This is a genomic window from Arthrobacter sp. E1SS-5 (assembly GCF_057073715.1).
Genome location: NZ_CP172703.1, coordinates 3,158,295 through 3,178,878 on the forward strand (window position 1 = coordinate 3,158,295; position 20,584 = coordinate 3,178,878).

General features: G+C 66.7%; 19 protein-coding genes and 1 tRNA gene. 8 read left to right on the forward strand and 12 right to left on the reverse strand.

What is annotated here, in order from left to right:
• Nucleotides 1–137: 137 nt before the first annotated feature.
• Nucleotides 138–1,169 (forward strand): LysM peptidoglycan-binding domain-containing protein, encoded by a 1,032-nt coding sequence (locus ACIGJD_RS14695; protein ID WP_483686795.1) that lies wholly within the window; start codon nucleotides 138–140, stop codon nucleotides 1,167–1,169.
• A gap of 88 nt (nucleotides 1,170–1,257) precedes the next feature.
• Here ACIGJD_RS14695 and ACIGJD_RS14700 read toward each other — a convergent pair whose 3' ends face one another.
• From ACIGJD_RS14700 to ACIGJD_RS14710, 3 genes are all read right to left on the reverse strand, one after another.
• Nucleotides 1,258–1,683: a CBS domain-containing protein gene (locus tag ACIGJD_RS14700; protein ID WP_483686796.1), complete on the reverse strand. Its 426-nt coding sequence runs from the start codon at nucleotides 1,681–1,683 to the stop codon at nucleotides 1,258–1,260.
• 187 nt (nucleotides 1,684–1,870) lie between these two features.
• Nucleotides 1,871–1,952, reverse strand: a tRNA-Tyr gene (locus ACIGJD_RS14705).
• 164 nt (nucleotides 1,953–2,116) lie between these two features.
• Nucleotides 2,117–2,371: a hypothetical protein gene (locus ACIGJD_RS14710; protein ID WP_483686797.1), complete on the reverse strand. Its 255-nt coding sequence runs from the start codon at nucleotides 2,369–2,371 to the stop codon at nucleotides 2,117–2,119.
• A gap of 189 nt (nucleotides 2,372–2,560) precedes the next feature.
• On the opposite strand from ACIGJD_RS14710, the gene ACIGJD_RS14715 reads away from it, so the two are divergent.
• From ACIGJD_RS14715 to efeB, 4 genes are all read left to right on the forward strand, one after another.
• Nucleotides 2,561–3,052: a YajQ family cyclic di-GMP-binding protein gene (locus ACIGJD_RS14715; protein WP_159631240.1), complete on the forward strand. Its 492-nt coding sequence runs from the start codon at nucleotides 2,561–2,563 to the stop codon at nucleotides 3,050–3,052.
• Nucleotides 3,053–3,311: 259 nt separating this feature from the next.
• Nucleotides 3,312–4,172 carry an iron uptake transporter permease EfeU gene (gene efeU / locus ACIGJD_RS14720; protein WP_483686798.1) on the forward strand — a complete coding sequence of 287 codons (861 nt, stop codon included), beginning with the start codon at nucleotides 3,312–3,314 and terminating at the stop codon, nucleotides 4,170–4,172.
• A gap of 32 nt (nucleotides 4,173–4,204) precedes the next feature.
• The gene (gene efeO, locus ACIGJD_RS14725) at nucleotides 4,205–5,410 is read left to right on the forward strand and encodes an iron uptake system protein EfeO (protein WP_483686799.1); all 1,206 of its coding nucleotides are present in this window, start codon (nucleotides 4,205–4,207) and stop codon (nucleotides 5,408–5,410) included.
• The gene (gene efeB / locus ACIGJD_RS14730; protein WP_483686800.1) at nucleotides 5,407–6,768 is read left to right on the forward strand and encodes an iron uptake transporter deferrochelatase/peroxidase subunit; all 1,362 of its coding nucleotides are present in this window, start codon (nucleotides 5,407–5,409) and stop codon (nucleotides 6,766–6,768) included. Before efeO ends, efeB begins: the two co-directional genes overlap by 4 nt.
• A gap of 31 nt (nucleotides 6,769–6,799) precedes the next feature.
• On the opposite strand, the gene htpX is transcribed toward efeB, so the two are convergent.
• Nucleotides 6,800–7,666 carry a zinc metalloprotease HtpX gene (htpX, locus tag ACIGJD_RS14735; RefSeq protein ID WP_483686801.1) on the reverse strand — a complete coding sequence of 289 codons (867 nt, stop codon included), beginning with the start codon at nucleotides 7,664–7,666 and terminating at the stop codon, nucleotides 6,800–6,802.
• Between the two features lie 28 nt (nucleotides 7,667–7,694).
• Nucleotides 7,695–8,966, reverse strand: a complete 1,272-nt coding sequence (locus tag ACIGJD_RS14740; RefSeq protein ID WP_483686802.1) for an MFS transporter — start codon at nucleotides 8,964–8,966, stop codon at nucleotides 7,695–7,697.
• 80 nt (nucleotides 8,967–9,046) lie between these two features.
• Here ACIGJD_RS14740 and ACIGJD_RS14745 point away from each other — a divergent pair, with 80 nt between their 5' ends.
• From ACIGJD_RS14745 to ACIGJD_RS14755, 3 genes are all read left to right on the forward strand, one after another.
• The gene (locus ACIGJD_RS14745; protein ID WP_142133005.1) at nucleotides 9,047–9,532 is read left to right on the forward strand and encodes a Fur family transcriptional regulator; all 486 of its coding nucleotides are present in this window, start codon (nucleotides 9,047–9,049) and stop codon (nucleotides 9,530–9,532) included.
• 7 nt (nucleotides 9,533–9,539) lie between these two features.
• Nucleotides 9,540–11,036, forward strand: a complete 1,497-nt coding sequence (locus tag ACIGJD_RS14750) for a catalase (protein ID WP_483686803.1) — start codon at nucleotides 9,540–9,542, stop codon at nucleotides 11,034–11,036.
• Between the two features lie 127 nt (nucleotides 11,037–11,163).
• A complete protein-coding gene (locus ACIGJD_RS14755; RefSeq protein ID WP_483686804.1) occupies nucleotides 11,164–11,799 on the forward strand; it encodes a DUF2461 domain-containing protein in 636 nt (211 codons plus the stop codon).
• Between the two features lie 84 nt (nucleotides 11,800–11,883).
• Here the strand turns inward: ACIGJD_RS14755 and ACIGJD_RS14760 are convergent, their stop codons facing one another.
• The 7 genes from ACIGJD_RS14760 to ACIGJD_RS14790 form a co-directional block, all read right to left on the reverse strand.
• Nucleotides 11,884–13,446, reverse strand: a complete 1,563-nt coding sequence (locus ACIGJD_RS14760) for an APC family permease (RefSeq protein ID WP_483686805.1) — start codon at nucleotides 13,444–13,446, stop codon at nucleotides 11,884–11,886.
• 186 nt (nucleotides 13,447–13,632) lie between these two features.
• Complete coding sequence (locus ACIGJD_RS14765) at nucleotides 13,633–14,040, reverse strand: DUF779 domain-containing protein (protein ID WP_483686806.1); 408 nt, start codon at nucleotides 14,038–14,040, stop codon at nucleotides 13,633–13,635.
• Between the two features lie 3 nt (nucleotides 14,041–14,043).
• On the reverse strand, nucleotides 14,044–15,567 hold the full coding sequence (gene exaC, locus ACIGJD_RS14770; RefSeq protein ID WP_483686807.1) for an acetaldehyde dehydrogenase ExaC: 1,524 nt from the start codon (nucleotides 15,565–15,567) through the stop codon (nucleotides 14,044–14,046).
• A gap of 133 nt (nucleotides 15,568–15,700) precedes the next feature.
• Nucleotides 15,701–17,080 (reverse strand): helix-turn-helix domain-containing protein, encoded by a 1,380-nt coding sequence (locus tag ACIGJD_RS14775; protein ID WP_483686808.1) that lies wholly within the window; start codon nucleotides 17,078–17,080, stop codon nucleotides 15,701–15,703.
• Nucleotides 17,081–17,161: 81 nt separating this feature from the next.
• Nucleotides 17,162–18,436, reverse strand: a complete 1,275-nt coding sequence (locus ACIGJD_RS14780; protein ID WP_483686809.1) for a glycosyltransferase — start codon at nucleotides 18,434–18,436, stop codon at nucleotides 17,162–17,164.
• Nucleotides 18,436–19,041, reverse strand: a complete 606-nt coding sequence (locus ACIGJD_RS14785; RefSeq protein ID WP_483686810.1) for a TetR/AcrR family transcriptional regulator — start codon at nucleotides 19,039–19,041, stop codon at nucleotides 18,436–18,438. Before ACIGJD_RS14785 ends, ACIGJD_RS14780 begins: the two co-directional genes overlap by 1 nt.
• 58 nt (nucleotides 19,042–19,099) lie before the next feature.
• Nucleotides 19,100–20,566: an FAD-dependent oxidoreductase gene (locus tag ACIGJD_RS14790; protein ID WP_483686811.1), complete on the reverse strand. Its 1,467-nt coding sequence runs from the start codon at nucleotides 20,564–20,566 to the stop codon at nucleotides 19,100–19,102.
• Between the last annotated feature and the right edge of the window lie 18 nt (nucleotides 20,567–20,584).

The following is a 20,584-nucleotide window of genomic DNA, read 5'->3' on the forward strand; positions in this document are numbered from 1 at the left end:
GGGTGTGCGGATGCCTCCAACCTGTACCGCCAGCGGCTCCGTCGTTCGCCGGGGCCGGCGGTGCAATGACATCTCGCTCCGTCCAGTCCCGGCGTGCACCGCATGCCCGGACAGGACCGATCCCTGATGGGCAACCCATGAACAAGCCTTCCTCCCCCTCCCCCGACGTCACCAGCCGGAGCTTCGCCACCGACGAACCCCGCACGGACCTCAGCACCGGCCATCCGGTTATCAGCAACAAGCTTTGGGCCGGCATGGCCACCGCGGCAGTGGTGGCCGCCGTGGGCGTCGGCGCCCTGGCCGCGCCGCCCGCCTCCCTCAATGGAAGTACGACGGCGGCCGCCCAGGTTGCGGAAGCCGCCTCACCGCCGTCGCCCAGCACCCCCGCCGAAGCGCCTTCCGGCCCCGGGTCCGGGCAGGGAGACCAAGGCGCCGTTGCCGCGGTGGCGGCCCAGGCAGCCGCCCCGGCTGCGGAGGCGCCGCCTGCCCCTCCTGCGGAACCCGCTCCTGCGCCGGAACCAGTGCCCCCTGTCCAACCCGCGCCCGCACCGGCCCCCGAACCCGCCGGTGACCCCAACCTCTACACCGTGGTGCCCGGTGACACCGTGGGGGCGATCGCCGCGGACCATGGCGTGGACATGAACGCGATGCTCGCAGCCAACGGACTGAGCGCCTACAGCATCATCTACCCGGGCGAGACGCTGCTGCTGACCGGCCCGCCAGTAGCGGTCGCCGCCCCTGCACCGGCGCCGGCTGCCGCACCTGAGCCCGCCGCGGCACCGGCTCCAGCCGCGGCGCCCGCTCCTGCGCCCGCTCCCGTGGCCGTCCCTGCAGCGCCCGCCGTCCGCACCATCTACGTTGCGGGCTCGGGCGGACAGTCCATGGTTGACGCCTGCATCGGGCCGATCCACTACACGCCGAACGACGGCTACTCGCTGTTCATCACCGAGCACGACTTCTGCGGCGGGTGGGCCCGGTTCTCCGGGATCGGTGTGGGCGAGACGGTGAGCATTCCGGGCTACGGCACCTACACGGTGACGGGTCGCGGCACGGTTCCCAACCCGGGAACCACCAATGACGTCATCGGGGTGTTCGGCGGCTTCCCCCGGGCCATCCTGCAGACCTGTATCCCGGGGACCAGCACGATGCTCCTGATCGCGCTGAACTGAACCTGTCCCACCGCAGGACTTCCTAAGCTTGTCCGCGGGTCCTGGCCTTCAGGGGCTGGATCCGCGGACAAGGCCATGATTGCCTGCGCTAGATGCCGTGGCGTTCCGAGATGTGTTCCACCAGTTCACCCACGCGCTGTTCGGAGTAGTTGCGCGCAATGTCGCCCTGGCTGATGATGCCCACCAGCTTGTGGTCCGAGATCACCGGGAGCCTGCGGACCTGGTGCTGCTCCATCATGTCGATGGCTGCATCAACGTTGGCGTCGGCATCAACGCAGTACGGCTTGCCGGCAGCGAGGTCGCGGGCCATCATCTGGCCCGGGTCGCGGCCGGCGGCGACGCACTTGAGCACGATGTCACGATCGGTGATCATGCCCTTCAACTTGCCGTCGTCACCGCAGATGGGAAGAGCTCCGCAATCGAGGTCCCGCATCAGCCGGGCAGCCTCCTGAAGGGATTCATTCTCCCCGACACATCGCGCATCAGTAGTCATGAATTCGCGTACGGCACTCATTGAATCCTCCTTCATCGATATGGGATATCGACGCAGGGCACCGGAGCACATGCGCCGATGCTGCCAGATTACGCCCGCCCCAAGAGGGTGTCGACGGCGGACGAAGGCTTCTTTCGGAGGGTTCACGAGGAGAGCCAGGCAACGAAAAAGCCTCCGGAACCTGATGGTTCCGGAGGCTTTCCTTGGGTGGCAGATGAGGGATTCGAACCCCCGTAGGCGTTGCCAGCTGATTTACAGTCAGCCCCCTTTGGCCGCTCGGGTAATCTGCCGAACTTCAAAAGAAGTACCCGCCGATGCAGTGTTCGGAAGGGCCGTTTCCGGTCCGTTCCGCTTCAGTAACCGCGGGCAAGACAACTTTACAGAACTTCGGGCGAAGAATCGAATCGGGTCCTGCGGCACCTCAAAAGCCCCGAAAATACGCCAAAAAGCGGACTCACGCCTGGCCCAGGATGCGCCCCGCCAGCTTGGCCTCGAAGCTGAGCGCCTGTTCTTCGGTGATCTGGTTCAACTGGACTGCCCGCTGGAGGTCTGCGCGCACGCCGTCCATCCGGGAGGAGGCGTCTGCCGCCGGGCTGAAGACGATGGATGCCGCCACCGCTGCCGCGGCCACTGACGTTGCGGCTGTTGCCACCGCCCCGGCTGCTGCGGTGGTGGTGCGGGTGACGTAACGGGCGGCTTTGCGGTGCATCGTGGTGTTCCCTTCAACTGCTGTACATCTGGTCCAACTCTGGCCACCCCTCCTTCGTTCCGCCGGTGCTTCCGCTGAGAGGGAACTGTGAAATGCGCATCCCACCGGGCGGGGCATCCGTACTAGGCTGGAACGCAGGAATCCAGGCCCTGTCCTTCGCGCAGGGTTCCCATCAGCAAAAGGAGAGTCATGGCAGGCGAGTCAACGTTCGACGTCGTAAGCAAGGTGGACAAGCAGGAAGTGGCCAACGCACTCAACCAGTCACAGAAGGAAATTGCCCAGCGCTATGACTTCAAGGGCGTCGGTGCCGAGATCGACTTCAGTGGCGAAAAAATCCTCATGAAGGCCAACTCGGAGGAACGCGTCAAGGCTGTCCTGGACGTCTTCCAGTCCAAGCTGATCAAGCGCGGCATCTCGCTGAAGTCCCTGGACGAAGGCGAGCCCTACGCCTCCGGCAAGGAGTACCGCCTGGAGGCCTCCATCAAGGAAGGCATCGCCCAGGACCTGGCCAAGAAGATCAACAAGCTGATCCGCGACGAAGCCCCCAAGTCCGTCAAGTCCCAGATCCAGGGCGACGAACTCCGCGTTTCGTCCAAGTCCCGTGACGATCTGCAGGCCACCATGGCCCTGCTGAAGGACTTCGAGGAAGCCGACCTGCAGTTCGTGAACTTCCGCAGCTAGCCCCCGCCGTCGTTTTCGACGCGCGAGAGGATCCTCGCTGCGCAAAAAGGCCGGCGCACCCCGAATTTGGGGTGCGCCGGCCTTTTTGCGTGTCGGCGGCGGTTAACCGCGTCGCAGCACCCCAGGCGCAGCAAGGGCAACAGACGCCGAACGCGAGCGGCAGGATATTACGGCACATTTAGTTTGCGTAATCCCGCAGGCCGGGTAACCTCTTTCTTAGGTCTTCCTAAGTAAGGCTTACCTGAGTGAAAGAACTTCCATGACTGCCAACTTCCTGATCGGCCTGCGCGAAGGACTCGAAGCCACCCTGGTGGTAGTCCTGCTGATGGCCTACCTGGCCAAGACGGACCGACGCCACCTCATCCCCCGCATTTGGGCTGGTGTTGCGGCGGCGGTGGCTGTGTCGGCCGGCTTCGGCGCGCTCCTGACCTTCGGTCCCAAAGGACTCACCTTCGAGGCGCAGGAGGCGATCGGCGGCACCCTCTCCATCCTCGCCGTCGGCCTGGTCACGTGGATGGTTTTCTGGATGGCCCGTACCGCGCGGACGCTGGGAAGCGACCTGAAGTCCCGCGTCGACAAGTCAGCCGGCGGATCCGGGTGGGGCCTGGCCGTGGTTGCCGCCATTGCGGTGGGACGTGAGGGCCTGGAAACGGCGCTCTTCCTGTGGGCCGCGGCCAAGGCAACGGGTGAATCCACCCAACCGCTTGCCGGCGCCCTCCTCGGCCTGGCCACCGCGGCCGGCTTCGGTTACCTGTTGCACCGCGGCGTCCTGAAAGTGAACCTCTCCCGGTTCTTCACCTGGACCGGCGCCGCGCTCGTCATCATCGCCGGCGGCGTCCTGTCCTACGGAATCCACGACCTCCAGGAGGCCGGCCTGCTGCCGGGGCTGCATTCCCTGGCCTTCGACATCAGCGGCACCGTCCCGCCGTCGTCGTGGTACGGCACCTTGCTGAAGGGAACCTTGAACTTCTCTCCCGCCACAACCTGGCTTGAAGCAGCCGCCTGGCTCCTCTACGTCCTGCCGGTGCTGTTCCTGTACCTGCGCATCAACCGCAAGACACCGCCCAGCCCCGCTGCCTCCGCCGCCAACCCCGCCGGCAAGGCCGTCGCAGCCGCTTAACTCCCCGCCACCCGCACCCAAAGGAATCCCCCATGCCTGGCTTCACCCTGCCCAAAAACCAACTGCCCAACAATGCCGCCCGCGGTACCAAGCTCGCTTCGCTGGCGGCCGCCGTCGTCGCTGTCCCGTTGCTCCTGACCGGCTGCACGGACAACACCAAGGCCTCGGACGCCTCCGGGGGTGCCATCGACGTGGTCAGCTCGAACACCGACTGCAAAGTCTCGGCAACCAGCGTCCCCAGCGGCAACCTCACATTCTCGGTCAAGAATGAAGGCACCGAAGTTACGGAGTTCTACCTGCTGGCAGCCGACGGGCTGCGCATCCTGGGCGAAGTGGAGAACATTGGCCCGGGGCTGAGCCGCAACCTGGTGGTGACCGCCCCGGCCGGCAGCTACACCACCGCCTGCAAGCCCGGCATGGAAGGCGACGGGATCAGGGGTGCGCTGGAGGTGACCCAGTCCGGGAACCAGCCGTCTGCGGACGCCGACTTCCAGCACCTGCTCGACACTGCCACCTCCCAGTACGCGTCCTACGTCAAGGACCAGGGCGAACAGCTGCTCACCGGCACTGAACAGTTCGCCGCAGCTTTCGCGGCCGGCGACGCCGGTGAGGCGAAGCGGCTGTACGCGGCTACCCGGCAGCACTGGGAACGGATTGAGCCCGTTGCCGAATCCTTCGGGGACCTGGACCCGCAGCTGGATGCACGCGAGGCCGACCTCGAACCGGGCCAGGAATGGACCGGCTGGCACCGCGCGGAAAAGGACCTCTTCCCGCCCGCCGGCTACACCGCCATGACGCCTGCCGAACGCTCAGCCATCGCCGAGCGCATGGTGGCCGACACCAAGGATCTGGTGGAACGCACCCGCACACTTGAGATTTCCGCGGACATGCTGGGCAACGGCGCCAAGGAACTCCTCGACGAAGTGGCCACGGGCAAGGTGACCGGTGAAGAGGAGATCTGGTCCCACACCGACCTCTGGGACTTCCAGGCGAACGTTGACGGCGCGCGCATTGCGTTCGACGGCCTGAAGCCCGCCCTGCTGCAGAAGGACCCCGCCCTGGCCGCCTCACTGGACGAGAAGTTCGCGGCGCTGCAGGCTGAACTGGCCACCCATGCCCAGGGCGCGGATTTCACCTCCTACGACAAACTGACTCCGGAACAGGTCCAGCGGCTCGCCTCGCTGGTTGACGCCCTCGGGGAACCGCTGTCCCGGCTGACCGCGGCGGTGGTCCTGTGACCGGGTGCCCGTTTGGCGGCCGGCCCCCGGAAGCTTCCGGGCTTTCCGGCCCACCTTCTGGTTCAGGCGGCGGTGAACAGTCGACGGCGGGATCCCGCCTGAGCCGGCGCGGTCTGTTTGGCATCGCCGGACTGGGGGGCGCCGCCGCGGGGCTCGCTGCCGGCTTCCTGGGTCACGACGCCGTCGCTGCCTCCGCTGCGCCCGCGCCTGCTGCCGACGACTCTGTTGTCCCCTTCCATGGGGTCCACCAGGCCGGCATCACCACCCCCGCCCAGGACCGCCTCCACATGGCGGCGTTCGATGTCACCACGACCAAGCGTGAAGAACTCATCCAACTGCTCAAGGACTGGACCGAGGCTGCGGCAGCGCTCACCGCGGGCCGGCCGGCGGGGGCAACGGGTGCCATCGACGGGCCCTACGGCGCACCGCCCGAGGACACCGGCGAGGCCCTGGACCTCAATGCGGGCAAGTTGACCCTCACCTTCGGGTTCGGCGGCAGCCTCTTCGAGAAGGACGGAACTGCCCGCTTTGGCCTGGACGGGCGGCGGCCCGAGGCCCTGGTCGACCTGCCACACTTTCCCGGCGACGACCTGGATCCTGCCCGCAGCGGCGGTGACCTGGTGGTCCAGGCGTGTGCAGACGACCCCCAGGTGGCAGTCCACGCCATCCGGAACCTGGCCCGGATAGGATTCGGGAAGGTCCGGGTCCGGTGGTCACAGCTGGGCTTTGGCCGGACGTCCTCCACCTCCCGCGCCCAGCAGACCCCGCGGAACCTGTTCGGGTTCAAGGACGGCACCAACAACCTCAAGGTTGAGGACGCGCAACTGCTGGACCAGCACGTGTGGGCCCAGGTGCACCGGCCGGAGGACGACTGGCTGGCGGGCGGCAGCTATCTGGTGGCGCGCCGGATCCGGATGCACATCGAGATCTGGGACCGGACCTCGCTGGGCGAGCAGGAAGGCCTGATCGGCAGGACCAAGGGGACCGGCTCGCCCCTGTCCGGCGGGGAGGAGTTCAGCGAGCCGGATTTCGCCCGCCAGGGCAAGGGCGGCAAGCCCCTGATTCCGCTCGATTCGCATGTCCGGATGGCACACCCCGCCCAGAACGGCGGCGTGCGGATGCTCCGCCGCGGCTACAACTACACGGACGGGTCCGACGGCGTGGGCCACCTCGACGCCGGACTGTTCTTCATCGCCTTCGTCACCGACCCGCGGACCCACTACGTGCCCATGCAGCTGGCCATGGCCAAGGGCGACACGCTGGCCGTGGAGTACCTGAAGCACACCGGCTCCGGGCTGTTCGCGGTCCCCGGCGGGGTGAAGCCCGGCGGTTTCATAGGGGACGGCCTCTTCACCTAGGGTGGGACCGTCCGGACGCGCTCCGATCCGGCTACAGCTGCCGGCCGGCCATCCGCTCCAGCCGGGCGATCCGGTCCCGCATGGGCGGGTGCGTGGCGAACAGCTTGTTCATCGCCCCGCCGCGGAACGGGTTGGCGATCATCAGGTGCGAGGCGTTCACCAGCCGCTGGTCCTGCGGCAGCGGCGCAAGGCCGACGCCGCGCTCAATCTTGGCCAGGGCTGAGGCGAGCGCCAGCGGATCGCCGGTGAGCTGCGAACCGTCCTCGTCGGCGTCGTACTCCCTGGTGCGGGAGATGGCCATCTGGATCAGTGACGCCGCGAAGGGCGCCAGCAGCGCCATGGCGATCATGGCCAGCGGGTTGGCGTTGCGCCGGTCGCCGCCGCCGAAGAACAGCAGCATCTGCCCCACCGAGGTGATGACGCCGGCGACGGCAGCCGCCACCGAGGAGGTAAGGATGTCCCGGTTGTAGACGTGCATGAGTTCGTGGCCCAGGACGCCGCGGAGCTCACGGGCGTCCAGGAGCTGCAGGATGCCTTCGGTGCAGCAGACGGCCGCGTTCCGCGGGTTGCGGCCGGTGGCGAAGGCGTTGGGGTTCATCGTGGGCGAGACATAGATGCGCGGCATGGGCTGGTTGGCGCGCATCGACAGCTCGCGGACGATTTGGTAGAGCTGCGGCGCCTGGGCTTCGGTCACCGGGAAGGCCTGCATGGACCGGATGGCGATCTTGTCACTGTTCCAATAGCCGTAGAACGTGGTGCCGACGCCGATCAGCGCCATGATCCAGATGGGCGCCGAACTCCGCGTCCCCACTCCGATCAGCCCGCCGAGGCCCAGCAGCACCGCCCACAGAACCCCGAACAGTGCGGCGGTCTTCAGGCCGTTGTGATGGTTGTGCACGTTTCCTCCTTGCTTAAGGAACGGCTTGCTAGGGCACCGGGTTCCGGGCATCGTATTTCCGGAAACCGGGCTGCAGTTTCGCCGCCAGCCACGCCCCCGCGATGCACAGCACACCGCCAACCAGCAGGACCCAGCCCTCGCTCAAAAGCTTAGTCGCGCCGCCGGCCAGCAGGTCCCCGATCCGCGGGCCGCCGGCCACCACCACGATGAAGACGCCCTGCAGCCGCCCGCGCAGGTGGTCGGGGGCTGCAGCCTGGAGGATGGTGTTCCGGAAGACGCTGCTGATGGAGTCCGCGATGCCGGCAAGGGCGCAGCACACCGCGGCGGGCAGCAGCCACACGGTCACGGCGCCGTCCGGGGCGGGGCCCGCGAGGAGCACCACCAGGCCGAACGCGCCGATGGAGGCGCCCCAGCCCATGACGGATACGACGACGGCAGTCCCCTGGCGGCGGACGCTGCCCAGCGGGCCGGAGAACAGGCCTGCCAGGAAAGCCCCGACGGCGGTGCACGCCAGCAGGATGCCCACGGTTGCCTCTCCGCCGCCGATCATCAGCGCCGCGACGGCCGGGAGCAACGCCCGCGGCTGGGCAAGGACCATGGCCACGAGGTCGATGATGAAGGTCATGCGGAGGTTGCGCCGGGTACCCAGGAAACGGAACCCCTCGATCACGGAACGGGTGCCGGGCCTGCCGCCGGCTCCGGCGGGCGGCATGGGCGGGAGCCGGTACACAGCCCACAGGACGAAGGCGAAGCTGGCGAAGTCGATGGTGTAGGTCCAGCCGAACCCCAGCCAGGCCACCAGGACTCCGGCCAGGAGGGGCCCCGCGGTCATGGCCAGGCCCATGGACAGCATGCTGAGCGCGTTGGCCGCGGGCAGGAGTTCCTTCCGGATCAGCATAGGGATGATGGCACTGCGGGCCGGCTGGTTGATGGCCTGGGCTCCACTTTGCAGTGCCACGAGCAGGTACAGCAGCCAGACGCTGCCCAGGTGCAGCCAGGCCTGGAGCGCGATCAGGCCGGTGGTCAGCCACAGCACTGCGGAGGCGAGCAGGGCGATGCGGCGGCGGTCGTGCGCGTCGGCGATGGACCCGCCCATCAGGCCGCCGATTACCAGGGGAACCAGCGCGAAGATGCCCAGCAGCCCCACATAGAAGCTGTCCTGGGTCAGCCGGTACACCTCGAGGCTCACGGCAACCAGGGTGAGCTGGCTCCCGACGGCGGACACAGCCGATCCCAGCCAGAGCCGGCGGAATGCGGGGCTTTCCTTGAGCGGCGCGACATCGGCAAGTATTTTCCCCACCCGGCAACAGTAGCGGGCAACACGGGAAGGTAAGCCAAGCCTTATTGTGAGTTGGTCATAATAAGTGCTTCAATGGAGCCATGACGGAGCACTTTGACGGCCAGGAAGCGTGGGCTGCAGCCCTGCGCGCCCACGGCCGCAGGGTGACCAAGCAGCGGCTCGCTGTACTCGCCGCCGTCGAACGCCACCCGCATTCCCCTGCCGAAAGCATCCTTGCCGCCGCCCGCGCCGAGCTTCCCGAACTGACGGCCCAGTCCGTGTATGTGGTCCTTGGTGACCTGACGGACCTGCACATGCTGCGCCGTTTCGAGCCGCCGCACTCCCCCGCCCTGTATGAAACCCGCGTGGGCGACAACCACCACCACGCCATCTGCATCAGCTGCGGCCGCGTGGAAGACGTGGACTGCGCCGTCGGCCACGCACCCTGCCTCACCCCGCACTGGAACCCGGACGCCAAGCCCATGACCATCCAGATTGCGGACGTCATGTACCAGGGCATCTGCCAGGAATGCCAGCAGGCCCAGCAACTTCCTCCCCATAGTCCCTCGCAAGAAAAAGAGAAATAGGAGAACAATGACTGCCGTTTCCACAACCCAGTCAGGTGCGCCGGTTACGTCCGATGCACACTCGAAGTCAGTTGGTGCCGATGGTGCCATCATCCTGACTGACCACTACCTGGTGGAGAAGCTCGCCCAGTTCAACCGTGAGCGGGTTCCGGAGCGCGTAGTGCACGCCAAGGGCGGCGGTGCATTCGGCACGTTCAAGACCACCGAGGATGTTTCCAAGTACACCAAGGCCGCATTCCTGCAGCCGGGCGTCGAGACCGAAATGCTGATCCGCTTCTCCTCCGTTGCGGGCGAGAACGGCTCACCGGACACCTGGCGGGACCCCCGCGGGTTCGCCGTGAAGTTCTACACCAGCGAGGGCAACTACGACCTCGTGGGCAACAACACCCCCGTCTTCTTCATCCGCGACGGCATCAAGTTCCCGGACTTCATCCACTCGCAGAAGCGCCTCCCGGGCACGCACCTGCGCGACGCCGACATGCAGTGGGATTTCTGGACCCTGTCCCCCGAGTCCGCCCACCAGGTCACCTGGCTGATGGGTGACCGCGGCCTGCCCGCCTCCTGGCGCGAAATGCAGGGCTACGGCTCGCACACCTACCAGTGGATCAACGCCGACGGCGAGCGTTTCTGGGTCAAGTACCACTTCAAGTCCAACCAGGGCGTGAACTCCATGAGCTCCGAGCAGGCAGAACAGCTTGCCGGTTCCGACGCGGACTTCTACATCCGCGACCTGTCCGAGAACATCGAGGCCGGCAACTTCCCGTCCTGGGACCTGCATGTGCAGGTCATGCCGTACGAGGACGCCAAGACCTACCGCTTCAACCCGTTCGACCTCACCAAGGTGTGGCCGCACGCGGACTACCCGCTGATCAAGGTGGGCACCATGGAGCTGAACAAGAACCCGGCGAACTACTTCGCGCAGATCGAGCAGGCCACCTTCGCGCCGTCGAACTTCGTGCCCGGCATCGCCGCCAGCCCGGACAAGATGCTGCAGGCCCGCATCTTCTCCTACGCGGACGCACACCGCTACCGCGTGGGCACCAACCACGCGCAGATCCCGGTGAACCAGCCCAAGAACCAGGTCAACAACTACAGCCAGGACGGCCAGGGACGTTTCCTGTTCAACGCCCCCTCGGTTCCGGTCTACGCCCCCAACACCTTTGGCGGCCCGGCTGCAGTTGAGCCGCAGAACGCTGCGGGCGGCTGGGAGAACGACGGCGAACTGACCCTCGCCGCGCACTCCCTCCACGCCGAGGACGGCGACTTCGTTCAGGCCGGTGCGCTCTACCGCGAGGTTTACAACGAAGGTGAAAAGGCCCGCTTCCTGGAGACCATCACCGGTGCGGTGGGCGGCGTGAAGCGTTCCGACATCAAGGAACGCGCCATCCAGTACTGGACCAACGTCGACGCCGAACTGGGCGCCAAGCTGCGCGCCAACCTCGGTGCCGGGGCTGCCCCGTCGGCTCCGGCTTCGGATGCTGAGTCCGCCAACAAGATCGGCTAGACAGGCTTCCTGCAGGCTGAACTGAAAGACCACCCCTCCACGGGCTTGTCGTGGAGGGGTGGTCTTTTTTGCACATACGGTCCTGGTCCCCTGGCCGGCTCTCCGGCGGCCCTCCTAGGCTCCGTTCATGGACACAATTGCAGGCATTCCCCCGGAAGCCTTCCGGTTCTATGCGGAGCTGGAAGAGAACAACAACCGCGAGTGGTGGCTTGGCCACAAGGACGTGTACGACGCCGCAGTCAGGGAGCCGCTGTGGGCACTTTTGGCCGAGCTCGAGCCGGAGTTTGGTCCGGCCAAGCTGTTCCGCCCCTACCGGGACGTCCGCTTTTCGCAGGACAAGTCCCCCTACAAGACGGCCCAGGGCGCCTTCGCCACCCGTCAGGAAGGGGTGGGCTATTACCTCCAGGTCAGCGCCGACGGGCTGCTGGTGGGAGGCGGGTACCGTTCCCATACGCCTGCGCAGCTGGCCAGGTTCCGGGCGGCAGCAGACGCCCCAGGCAGCGGTACTTCCCTGCAGGAGATCGTGGATGCGATCGCTGCGGCGGGCTTCCGCGTTGAAGGCGAGAAGCTCAAGACAGTCCCCCGCGGCTTCGACCGGCACCATCCGCGGGCCGAGCTTCTCAAGCACAAGACCCTGTATACGGGAGTGGACCTGGGCCAGGAGGAATGGATGTCCACGGAGGCTGCAGCGGCGGAGATTGCCGGCAGGTGGCGGCAGCTGCGGCCGCTCGTCGAGTGGGTGGGGAGGTACGCGGCACCGTGAACAGCATCGAATCTACCGGCGGAAACGGGACTGCCCGCCCGGCAGAGGCCGGGCGGGCAGTTGGACAACTCGGAAGGCGGGCCGTCAGGTGCGGCTCAGCTCGTCCTCGTCATCAGGCTCTTCTGCCGTGTGCGAAGCCTTGCCGGCGGTGCCGTTGACCGTGGCGTTGGCCTCGGCGAAGCGCTCGTTGAGCCGCGAGTGGCGCTGGCCGTAGGCGAAGTAGATGGCCAGGCCCAGGACCAGCCAGAACGCGAAGAAGATCCAGGTCTCCACGGCCAGGTTGGTCATCAGGTACAGGCACAGCACGGCGGAAACCACTGGCAGGACCTTGCCGAACGGGACGCGGAAGGCAGGCTTGAGGTCCGGGCGCTTCTTGCGGAGCACCAGGATGCCCAGGCTGACCACCACGAAGGCGGACAGCGTGCCGATGTTAATCATTTCCTCGAGCAGGTCCACGTTGGTGAGGCCTGCCACCAGGGCAACCGCGGTGCCGCAAATGATCTGGAGGCGGGCCGGCGTTGCGCGCTTGTCGCTGGTCTTGGACAGCGCGCGCGGCAGCAGGCCGTCGCGGCTCATGGCCAGCACCACGCGGGACAAGCCCATGAGGAGCACCATGATGACGGTGGTCAGGCCCACCAGGGAACCGAAGGCGATGACCTTGGCGGCGGAGGTGTCGCCGACCGCTTCGAAAGCGGTGGTGAGGGTGGGGCTCTTGGCTTCGGCCAGCTGGGTGTAGGACACCATGCCGGTCAGGGCGAGGGAGACCAGGATGTAAAGCAGCGTTACCAGGGCCAGGCCGCCGAAGATGCCGCGAGGCAGGGTCTTCTGCGGGTTCTTCACTTCCTCGGCGGAGGTGGCCACCACGTCGAAGCCGATGAAGGCGAAGAACACCAGGGCGGCACCGGCAAAGATGCCCATGGTGCCGTACTGGGCGGGGGCAGCGCCGGTCAGGAAGCCGAAGAAGGACTGCTTCAGGACGTCCGCGGCGCCGGTGCCCGCGGTGGGCTCGGCTGCTGGAACGAAGGGAGTGTAGTTTTCGAACTTCACGTACGTGAAGCCCACCACGATCACGAACAGCACCACGGCGATCTTGATCAGCGTGAAGATGTTGCCCACGCGGGCGGAGAGCTTGGTGCCCAGCACCAGCAGCACGGTGAAGATGGCCACAATCAGGAAGGCGCCCCAGTAAAGGTCCACACCGCCCAGCGAGATGGCCGGCGGGACGTCGAGGCCGGTGAGGGCAAACACCTTGCTGAGGTAGATGCCCCAGTATTTGGCGATCACGGCCGCTGCAGTGAACAGCTCAAGGATCAGGTTCCAGCCGATGATCCAGGCAAGGAGTTCGCCCATGGTGGCGTAGGTGAAGACATAGGCCGACCCCGCCACGGGGATGGCGGTGGCGAACTCGGCGTAGCACATGATGGCCAGCGCGCAGGTGATGGCGGCGATGGCGAAGGAGAGCGTGACGGCGGGACCGGCGAAGTTGGCGGCAGCCTTGGCACCCACCGAGAAGATACCGGCACCGACAGCAACGGCGACGCCCATGATCATGAGGTCCCAGGTGCTGAGGGAACGCTTGAGCTTGCGTCCGGGCTCATCGGCGTCGGCGATCGACTGCTCGATGGATTTTGTCCGCAGAAGGTTCATAAGGGGGGTCACAATCTTGGTTTGTGAGGGAAACAGACCTATCAACGATAGTGTCCATCCACTGGACGGTCCCAATCGTCCCAAATAGTGAGATGTCGTTATTACCCTAAACGCCGAACATTCTTCTGCCCAACGAACTCGGGGCCCTCCGAATGGAGAGCCCCGAGTGGCGCTGAGTCGAACTTCCTAGACCGGCCAGTCCATCAGCGTTGACCGGATGAGGAAGCGTTTGCCCTCCGGCGCTTCCACCGAAAAGCCGCTCCCCCGTCCGGGGACAACGTCGATGGTCAGGTGGGTGTGGCTCCAGTAATTGAACTGTTCCCTCGACATCCAGAACTCAAGCGGCATGGGCTGCAGACCGTCGGAGAGATCGAACAGTCCCAGCAGGACGTCCGAGTCGCCGGTCATGAACTCCCCCGCCGGGTAACACATTGGCGAGGACCCGTCGCAGCAGCCGCCGGACTGGTGGAACATGAGCGGGCCGTGCCGGTCCCACAGGATGCGCAGCAGGTCCACAGCGTCTGGCGTGAGCGCCACCCGGGAAAAGTCCTCCCCGGGCAGCGTCACGGCGGCGTCCAGCCTGGTCGGAACCATGGCTTAGAAGAAGCCCAGCTTGTTTTCGTCGTAGCTGACCAGCAGGTTCTTGGTCTGCTGGTAGTGGTCCAGCATCATGGCGTGGTTCTCGCGCCCGATGCCCGAGGACTTGTAGCCGCCGAAAGCGGCACCTGCCGGGTAGGCGTGGTAGTTGTTCACCCAGACACGGCCGGCCTGGATCTCGCGGCCGGCGCGGTAGGCCACGTTGCCGTTGCGGGACCATACACCCGCGCCCAGGCCGTACAGGGTGTCATTGGCGATGCCCATGGCGTCGTTGTAGTCGCTGAATTTCGTCACCGCCACGACGGGTCCGAAGATCTCCTCCTGGAAGATCCGCATCCGGTTGTGGCCTTCGAACACGGTGGGCTGGACGTAGAAGCCGCCGGCCAGGTCGCCCGGCAGCTCGGCACGGGCACCGCCGGTGAGGATCCTGGCGCCTTCCTGCTTTCCGATGTCGATGTAGGACAGAATTTTCTCCAGCTGGTCATTGGACGCCTGCGCGCCCACCTGGGTTTCGGTGTCCAGCGGGTTGCCTTGGATCATCTTTTCCACCCGGGCCACTGCGTCTGCCATGAAGGACTCGTAGATGTCCTCCTGGATCAGCGCCCGCGAGGGGCAGGTGCAGACCTCGCCCTGGTTGAAGGCGAACAGCGCAAAGCCCTCCTGGGCTTTGTCATAGAAGGCGTCGTTTTCCTGGGCAACATCGTTGAAGAAGATGTTGGGGCTCTTGCCGCCCAGTTCCAGGGTGACGGGGATGAGGTTCTGGCTGGCGTACTGGCTGATCAGCCGCCCGGTGGTGGTCTCACCGGTGAAGGCGATCTTCCGGATCCGGGAGCTGGATGCCAGCGGCTTGCCGGCCTCCACGCCGAAGCCATTGACCACGTTGACCACACCGGCGGGCAGTAGGTCCGCGATGAGCTCCATCAGCACCAGGATGGACGACGGCGTCTGCTCGGCGGGCTTGAGTACCACGGTGTTGCCGGCGGCGAGCGCGGGGGCCAGCTTCCAGACGGCCATCAGGATGGGGAAGTTCCAGGGGATGATCTGGCCCACCACGCCGAGCGGCTCGTGGAAGTGGTAAGCCGTGGTGTTCTCGTCCAGCTGGGAGAGGCTGCCTTCCTGGGCCCGGACGGCGGAGGCGAAGTAGCGGAAGTGGTCCGAGGCCAGCGGCAGGTCCGCGTTGAGGGTTTCCCGGACGGGCTTGCCGTTGTCCCAGGTTTCGGCCACGGCCAGCATTTCGAGGTTCTCGTCGATGCGGTCGGCGATCTTGTTCAGGATGGCGGCGCGCTCCGCCACGGAGGTCTTTCCCCAGGAGGGGGCGGCTTTGTGCGCCGCGTCCAGCGCCAGTTCGATGTCCTCCGCCGTGCCGCGGGCCACCTCGCAGAATGCCTTGCCCGTCACCGGGGTGACGTTCTCGAAGTATTGGCCCTTCACCGGGGCCACCCATTCGCCGCCAATCCAGTTCTCGTACCGGTCCTTGAAGGTGACCTTCGAACCGTCGGTTCCCGGCTGTGCGTAAACGGTCATGTGCTTAGCTCCTTTGCTGTGCAGAAGGCGGCCCCGTTAGGGCGCTGCCGATGGACCCAGCGTAGGAGCGGGAAGGTTGCAGCAACGTTGCAGGGGTGTGGCCTGCGCCATAGACGGGGTGCAGGCCTGGCATTCAGGCGCGGAGTTCGGCTTCCAGCCGTTCCAGGTCGGCGACGATGGCGGCGCGCTTGGGTGAGCGCGGCGGCAGGAGGCGGAGCGCGGCGCGGCGGATGCCGACGTCGTCCCTTGCCTCAGGCAGCGCGGCGTACTTGAGCAGGGACTCGGCGCTGCCATCGGTAAGGACAGCTTCCCGGAGCAGGGACGAAACCCTGTTCCTCAGGTCCACGATGCCGGGCGCCTCGGAGCGCGGAAGCACCTCGCCGCGGTAGATCTCCAGGGCAATCCGGTGCGCCCCGCGCTGCAGGCAGCTGAGCACCTGGCCCGTGTCCGGCACCAGGTCCAGCGGGAGCCGGTACGGACGTGAGCCGGGAACTGCGTCCGGGCTCAGCTCCTGGATGACCTTGCGGAGGCGGACCATCTCGGCCCGGAGCGTAATGGTGGAACCCTGTCCCGGGTACAGCAGGGAGCCGAGCTCCTCGGCACTGAGCCCGTCCGGGTGCGTGCTGAGGAGGGCAAGGATCTCGCTGTGCCGGGCGGACAGGGAGACCGTCCGCCCACCCAGGCTGAGCAGCGCCTGGTCGCGGCCCAGCAGTTGCAGGCTGTTCCGGTAGAGGCTGCCTTCCCTGCCCCGGCCGCCGTCCCCCGCACCTGGTGCCTGCCTGCTTCCGGAAGCCGTGGACCGCCGCCGTACGGGTTTCCTGGCCAGCTCCGCGGCATGCTGCAGGCGCTCCACCCGCAGCTGCGCCTGGGCGGCGGCCACCGTGGCCTCCACCAGCGACAGCGTATGCGGGGCCACCGCTGTGTCCGTACCGGTAATGTCCACGACGCCGAGCATGGCGCCGGAGTCCGGGTCATGGAAAGGGACGGCGGTGCAGCTCCAGGGTTGAACGGCGCGCTGGTAGTGCTCGGCACCGGCGATCTGGATCCCCCGGCCCAGGGCAAGGGCGGTTCCGGGTGCGCTGGTGCCGACGCTGGCCTCGGACCAGTCTGCGCCGGGAACGAACATCATGCCTTCGGCGCGCCGCTGGAGGGTGGGGTCGCCGTCCACCCACAGCAGCCTGCCCACTTCATCGCCCACGGCCACCAGGAGGCCGCTGTCGTGGCTGGGCTGGACCAGGAGTTTATTGATTACCGGCATGATGGCGGCCAGGGGGTGCTGCCGGCGGTAGTCCTCCAACTCGTCCCAATCGAAGGCCAGCGGTGCGGCGGTATTGTCCGGGTTGGCTTTGAAACGTGCGGACCGCTGCCAGGACTCCCGGATGAGCTTGCGCAGGCCCGGAACTTCGGGGGTGGCATCGCCCAGGCCCGGAATTCCGGGAGTGAGGGCGTCCAGGCGCTCGTGCCCGGCCAGCGCGGCACGCTGGCGGGATTCAGGATGGAGCAGGTTCGTCATCGAACTCCCGGTCCAGGGTTTTAGCCAGCCATGCAGGGCTGGAGGGTGGCCAAGCCAGCATAGCTGGCCAAAAAGCCCGTGTCATGGGTGTATCCGGACCAGCTCCTCCAGGGCGTCCGCTCCGGCAGAAGCTCCCCCTGCCGCAGCGTAGCCCTGGGCAACCCGCCGCGCGCCCGGCGCTTTGGCCAGTGCCTGGTGGACGGCGGCGCGCAGCTTCTCCGGGCTGAGGTGCTTCCGGTTCAGCCGCACCCCGGCGTCCGCGGCCTCCACCCTGGCCGCGACCTCGTGCTGGTCACGGCCGAACGGAACCACCACCACCGGAACCCCCTTGGACAGCGCCTTTTGGGTGGCCCCCATCCCGCCGTGCGTGACGGCAACGGCGGCATGCTCAAGGACCGGGCCGTGGGGGACGAAATGCTCGAGCCTCGCGTTGGACGGCACAGGCTCGAGGCTCTCGGTTCCGGAGGCGCGGTGGGCACCGGCAGAACCGGTTTCCGCCGCCGGCAAGGTGGCGACGACGGTGAAGGGCTCTGCGGCCAGCCCCGCCAGGGCGGCCCGGACAATGGCTTCGTCCGCCTGGTATTCGGACGAGGTGGTCACCAGGACCAGTGGATCCTCCGCGTTCTGGAGCCACGTTGGAGGGTTGACCGGAGGCTCCCATGGGAGTGCGCCGATCATGCGCACGCCGGGGCCCCAGTCGGGGTGCGGGTATTCGAACGGTCGGGACGTGGCCACGAGCATCAGCGGCGAGGTCCGGAACATGTCGTCGGCACCGCTGACGGGCGGAAGCTTGCCGCCGGACAGTTCAGCCCGCAGGGAGTTGATGTTCGGCAGCATCAGCTTTTCGACGGCGCCGATCACCAGCCGCCGGGCCAGCGCGTCCCGGGCCCTCCCCAGCAGCCCGGGCATGGGGGCGAGTCCGGGACCAAACGGAGGCGTGCCCTTCGACTGCAGCGGCGGAGTGTAGGGGCTGAACGTGGCCCACGGCAGTCCCGATGCCTCCGCCTGGATGCGGGCTCCCCATGCGTTGATGTCGATGAGCAGCAGGTCGGGGTCCACATCATCGATGGCTTTCTGGAGGTCGGGGGCGTCGACGCGGGCGCGGGCAGTGAAGGTTTCCACGCTGGAAGCCAAGGCCGCTTTTGCCTTGCCGGCCTGATAATCCGCGGCCTCCACCGCAAGGATCCTGTCATCCAGCGGCCGCGCCTGGAGTCCTTCCGCAAGGAGCACGGGAACCTGCCGGCGGAGAGTGCGGACATGGACCTCGTGCCCGCGGGCCTTCAGCTCCTGAAGCAGCGGGACCATCGGGAAGAGGTGGCCGATGGCGGGTGAGGTGTAGGCAAGGACAGTGGACATCAGGACCTCCGCGTGAAGGGTTCCAGCATTTCGAGCAGGGAATGTGCCACCTGGTCCCGGCAAAGCCCGGCGTCGAGGCGGAGCAGCTTCCAGGTGTAGACGTCGCAGAGCGCGACGAACTGGGCCAGCCGGCGGTCGTGCTCCGGGCTGTCCTGCAGGGGTTCCAGGAACGGGGCGAAGACCATGGCGCACCACTGGCGGTGCAGGAGGCGGCCCCCTTCGGTGATCCGGCCCAGTTCAGGCGAGGAGTGTTCCTCCGCGAGCAGCTTCAGGGCCAGGCTGCCGGTGGTTTCGTAGTGCTGCAGGAGATTGTCGACGGCGGCCGGCACGTCGCCGGGAGGAGCAGCGTTGCGCTCGCTGCCCACCCGGTCCATCGCGGCCGCGCTGCAGGCCTCAATGAGGCCTGCCCGGTCTCCGAACCTGCGGATGACGGTCTGGACCGTCACGCCGGCCCGCGCAGCAACGGCGCCCAGCGTGACGTCGGCGAGCGGGCCCTCCATGAAGAGGTCCTCGGTAGCCTGCAGGATGCGACGCCCGGTCTGGGCGGCGGCGGAAGTCCGCTTGGGCGAATCGTAGGGCCGGCTCCTGGCCGCCGCCGTATTCATGTTAATCAGATTAACTCGAATACAGCCCGCAGACAGGGCCCAAGGTCCCGGGATCGGGTCAGCTGCGCGAGATGCGGATCATGTCCTCGCGCGGCACCACCTTGATGCGTTCGCGCACCACGTGGTCCAGTTCTTCAGGGCCGGTCCAGGCCGCGCCCAGGCCTGCCTCGTGCGCATCGAGCTTGTTCCACCCTTCCCAGGTGGTGTATTCGATGCCGCGTTCCTCAAGGAGATCGATGATGGCCTGCGGATCCGGGTTGCTGGCCGCGGGCAGGTTCAGCCGGTCCTCCAGCAGGAAGCCGATGGTCTCCAACGCGTCACCCTTGGTGTGCCCGATCAACCCGACGGGACCGCGCTTGATCCACCCCGTGGTGTAGACACCAGGGACCGGGTTGCCTTCGGCATCCAATACGCGGCCGCCCTCGTTGGGGATGACGCCGCTCTTGGCGTCGTATTCCAGTTCATCCAGGGCCGAGCCGTGGTAGCCAATGGCCCGGTAGACGGCCTGGACCGGGTACTCGACATACTCCCCCGTCCCCTTGGCGTTGCCTGTCCCGTCCAGCTGCATGCGCTCGAACTTGATGCCACCCACCTTGCCTGTGCCGTCGTCGAGCACTTCAACGGGGTTGTGCAGGAAGTGCAGGTGCAGCCTGCGCGAGGAGGGGTTTTCGGATTCCGCGTGCTCCTCCACCAACCAGTTGGTGAGGGTGTTCACCATGGTCTTCACCTGGTTGTTGGTGCGGATGGCCTCGTCCGAGGCCTCGTCGAATTCGAAGTCCTCGGGGTACAGGACAATGTCCACGTCGTCCATGTGGCTGAGCTCGCGCAGCTCCAGCGGCGTGAACTTGACCTGGGCCGGCCCGCGGCGGCCGAAGACGTGCACGTCGGTGACAGGCGAGGACTTGAGGCCGGCGTAAACGTTGTCCGGGATCTCGGTGGTAAGCAGTTCCTCGGGGTGCTTGACCAGCATGCGGGCCACGTCCAGGGCCACGTTCCCGTTGCCGATGACGGCGATTTCCCTGGCCTCCAAGGGCCACTCCCGCGGCACGTCCGGGTGGCCGTCATACCAGGAGACGAAGTCGGCGCCGCCGAAGGAGCCCTCAAGGTTGATGCCCGGGATGTCCAGGTCCGCGTCCTTGACGGCACCCGTGGAGAAGATGACGGCGTCGTAGAAGGCGCGGAAATCGTGCAGCGTGAGGTCCCGGCCGTAGGTCACGTTGCCCAGGAAGCGGATGTCGCCGCGGTCAAGGACCTTGTGCAGGGCGTTGACGATGCCCTTGATACGGGGGTGGTCAGGGGCCACGCCGTACCTGATCAGGCCGTAGGGCGCAGGGTAGGCCTCGAAGAGATCGATGCTGACCTGGAAGTCGCCATCCTTCACGCCGCTGGACTTGGTGAGGATGTCCGCAGCATAGACTCCTGCCGGTCCCGCGCCGACGATGGCAACGCGGAGGGGACGGTTGGCTGGGGTTTCGCTGTGGTTGGACACCGGGAGCCCTTCTGACTGGTCCTGCTCATGATCCATGAGGGTGCGCAGCATGGT

Coding starts and splice junctions, on each gene's coding strand:
- ACIGJD_RS14695 (WP_483686795.1), top strand. CDS start 138: ATGAACAAGCCTTCCTCCCCCTCCCCCGACGTCACCAGCCGGAGCTTC.
- ACIGJD_RS14700 (WP_483686796.1), bottom strand. CDS start 1,683: ATGAGTGCCGTACGCGAATTCATGACTACTGATGCGCGATGTGTCGGG.
- ACIGJD_RS14710 (WP_483686797.1), bottom strand. CDS start 2,371: ATGCACCGCAAAGCCGCCCGTTACGTCACCCGCACCACCACCGCAGCA.
- ACIGJD_RS14715 (WP_159631240.1), top strand. CDS start 2,561: ATGGCAGGCGAGTCAACGTTCGACGTCGTAAGCAAGGTGGACAAGCAG.
- efeU (WP_483686798.1), top strand. CDS start 3,312: ATGACTGCCAACTTCCTGATCGGCCTGCGCGAAGGACTCGAAGCCACC.
- efeO (WP_483686799.1), top strand. CDS start 4,205: ATGCCTGGCTTCACCCTGCCCAAAAACCAACTGCCCAACAATGCCGCC.
- ACIGJD_RS14745 (WP_142133005.1), top strand. CDS start 9,047: ATGACGGAGCACTTTGACGGCCAGGAAGCGTGGGCTGCAGCCCTGCGC.
- ACIGJD_RS14750 (WP_483686803.1), top strand. CDS start 9,540: ATGACTGCCGTTTCCACAACCCAGTCAGGTGCGCCGGTTACGTCCGAT.
- ACIGJD_RS14755 (WP_483686804.1), top strand. CDS start 11,164: ATGGACACAATTGCAGGCATTCCCCCGGAAGCCTTCCGGTTCTATGCG.
- ACIGJD_RS14760 (WP_483686805.1), bottom strand. CDS start 13,446: ATGAACCTTCTGCGGACAAAATCCATCGAGCAGTCGATCGCCGACGCC.
- ACIGJD_RS14765 (WP_483686806.1), bottom strand. CDS start 14,040: ATGGTTCCGACCAGGCTGGACGCCGCCGTGACGCTGCCCGGGGAGGAC.
- exaC (WP_483686807.1), bottom strand. CDS start 15,567: ATGACCGTTTACGCACAGCCGGGAACCGACGGTTCGAAGGTCACCTTC.
- ACIGJD_RS14775 (WP_483686808.1), bottom strand. CDS start 17,080: ATGACGAACCTGCTCCATCCTGAATCCCGCCAGCGTGCCGCGCTGGCC.
- ACIGJD_RS14780 (WP_483686809.1), bottom strand. CDS start 18,436: ATGTCCACTGTCCTTGCCTACACCTCACCCGCCATCGGCCACCTCTTC.
- ACIGJD_RS14785 (WP_483686810.1), bottom strand. CDS start 19,041: ATGAATACGGCGGCGGCCAGGAGCCGGCCCTACGATTCGCCCAAGCGG.
- ACIGJD_RS14790 (WP_483686811.1), bottom strand. CDS start 20,566: ATGGATCATGAGCAGGACCAGTCAGAAGGGCTCCCGGTGTCCAACCAC.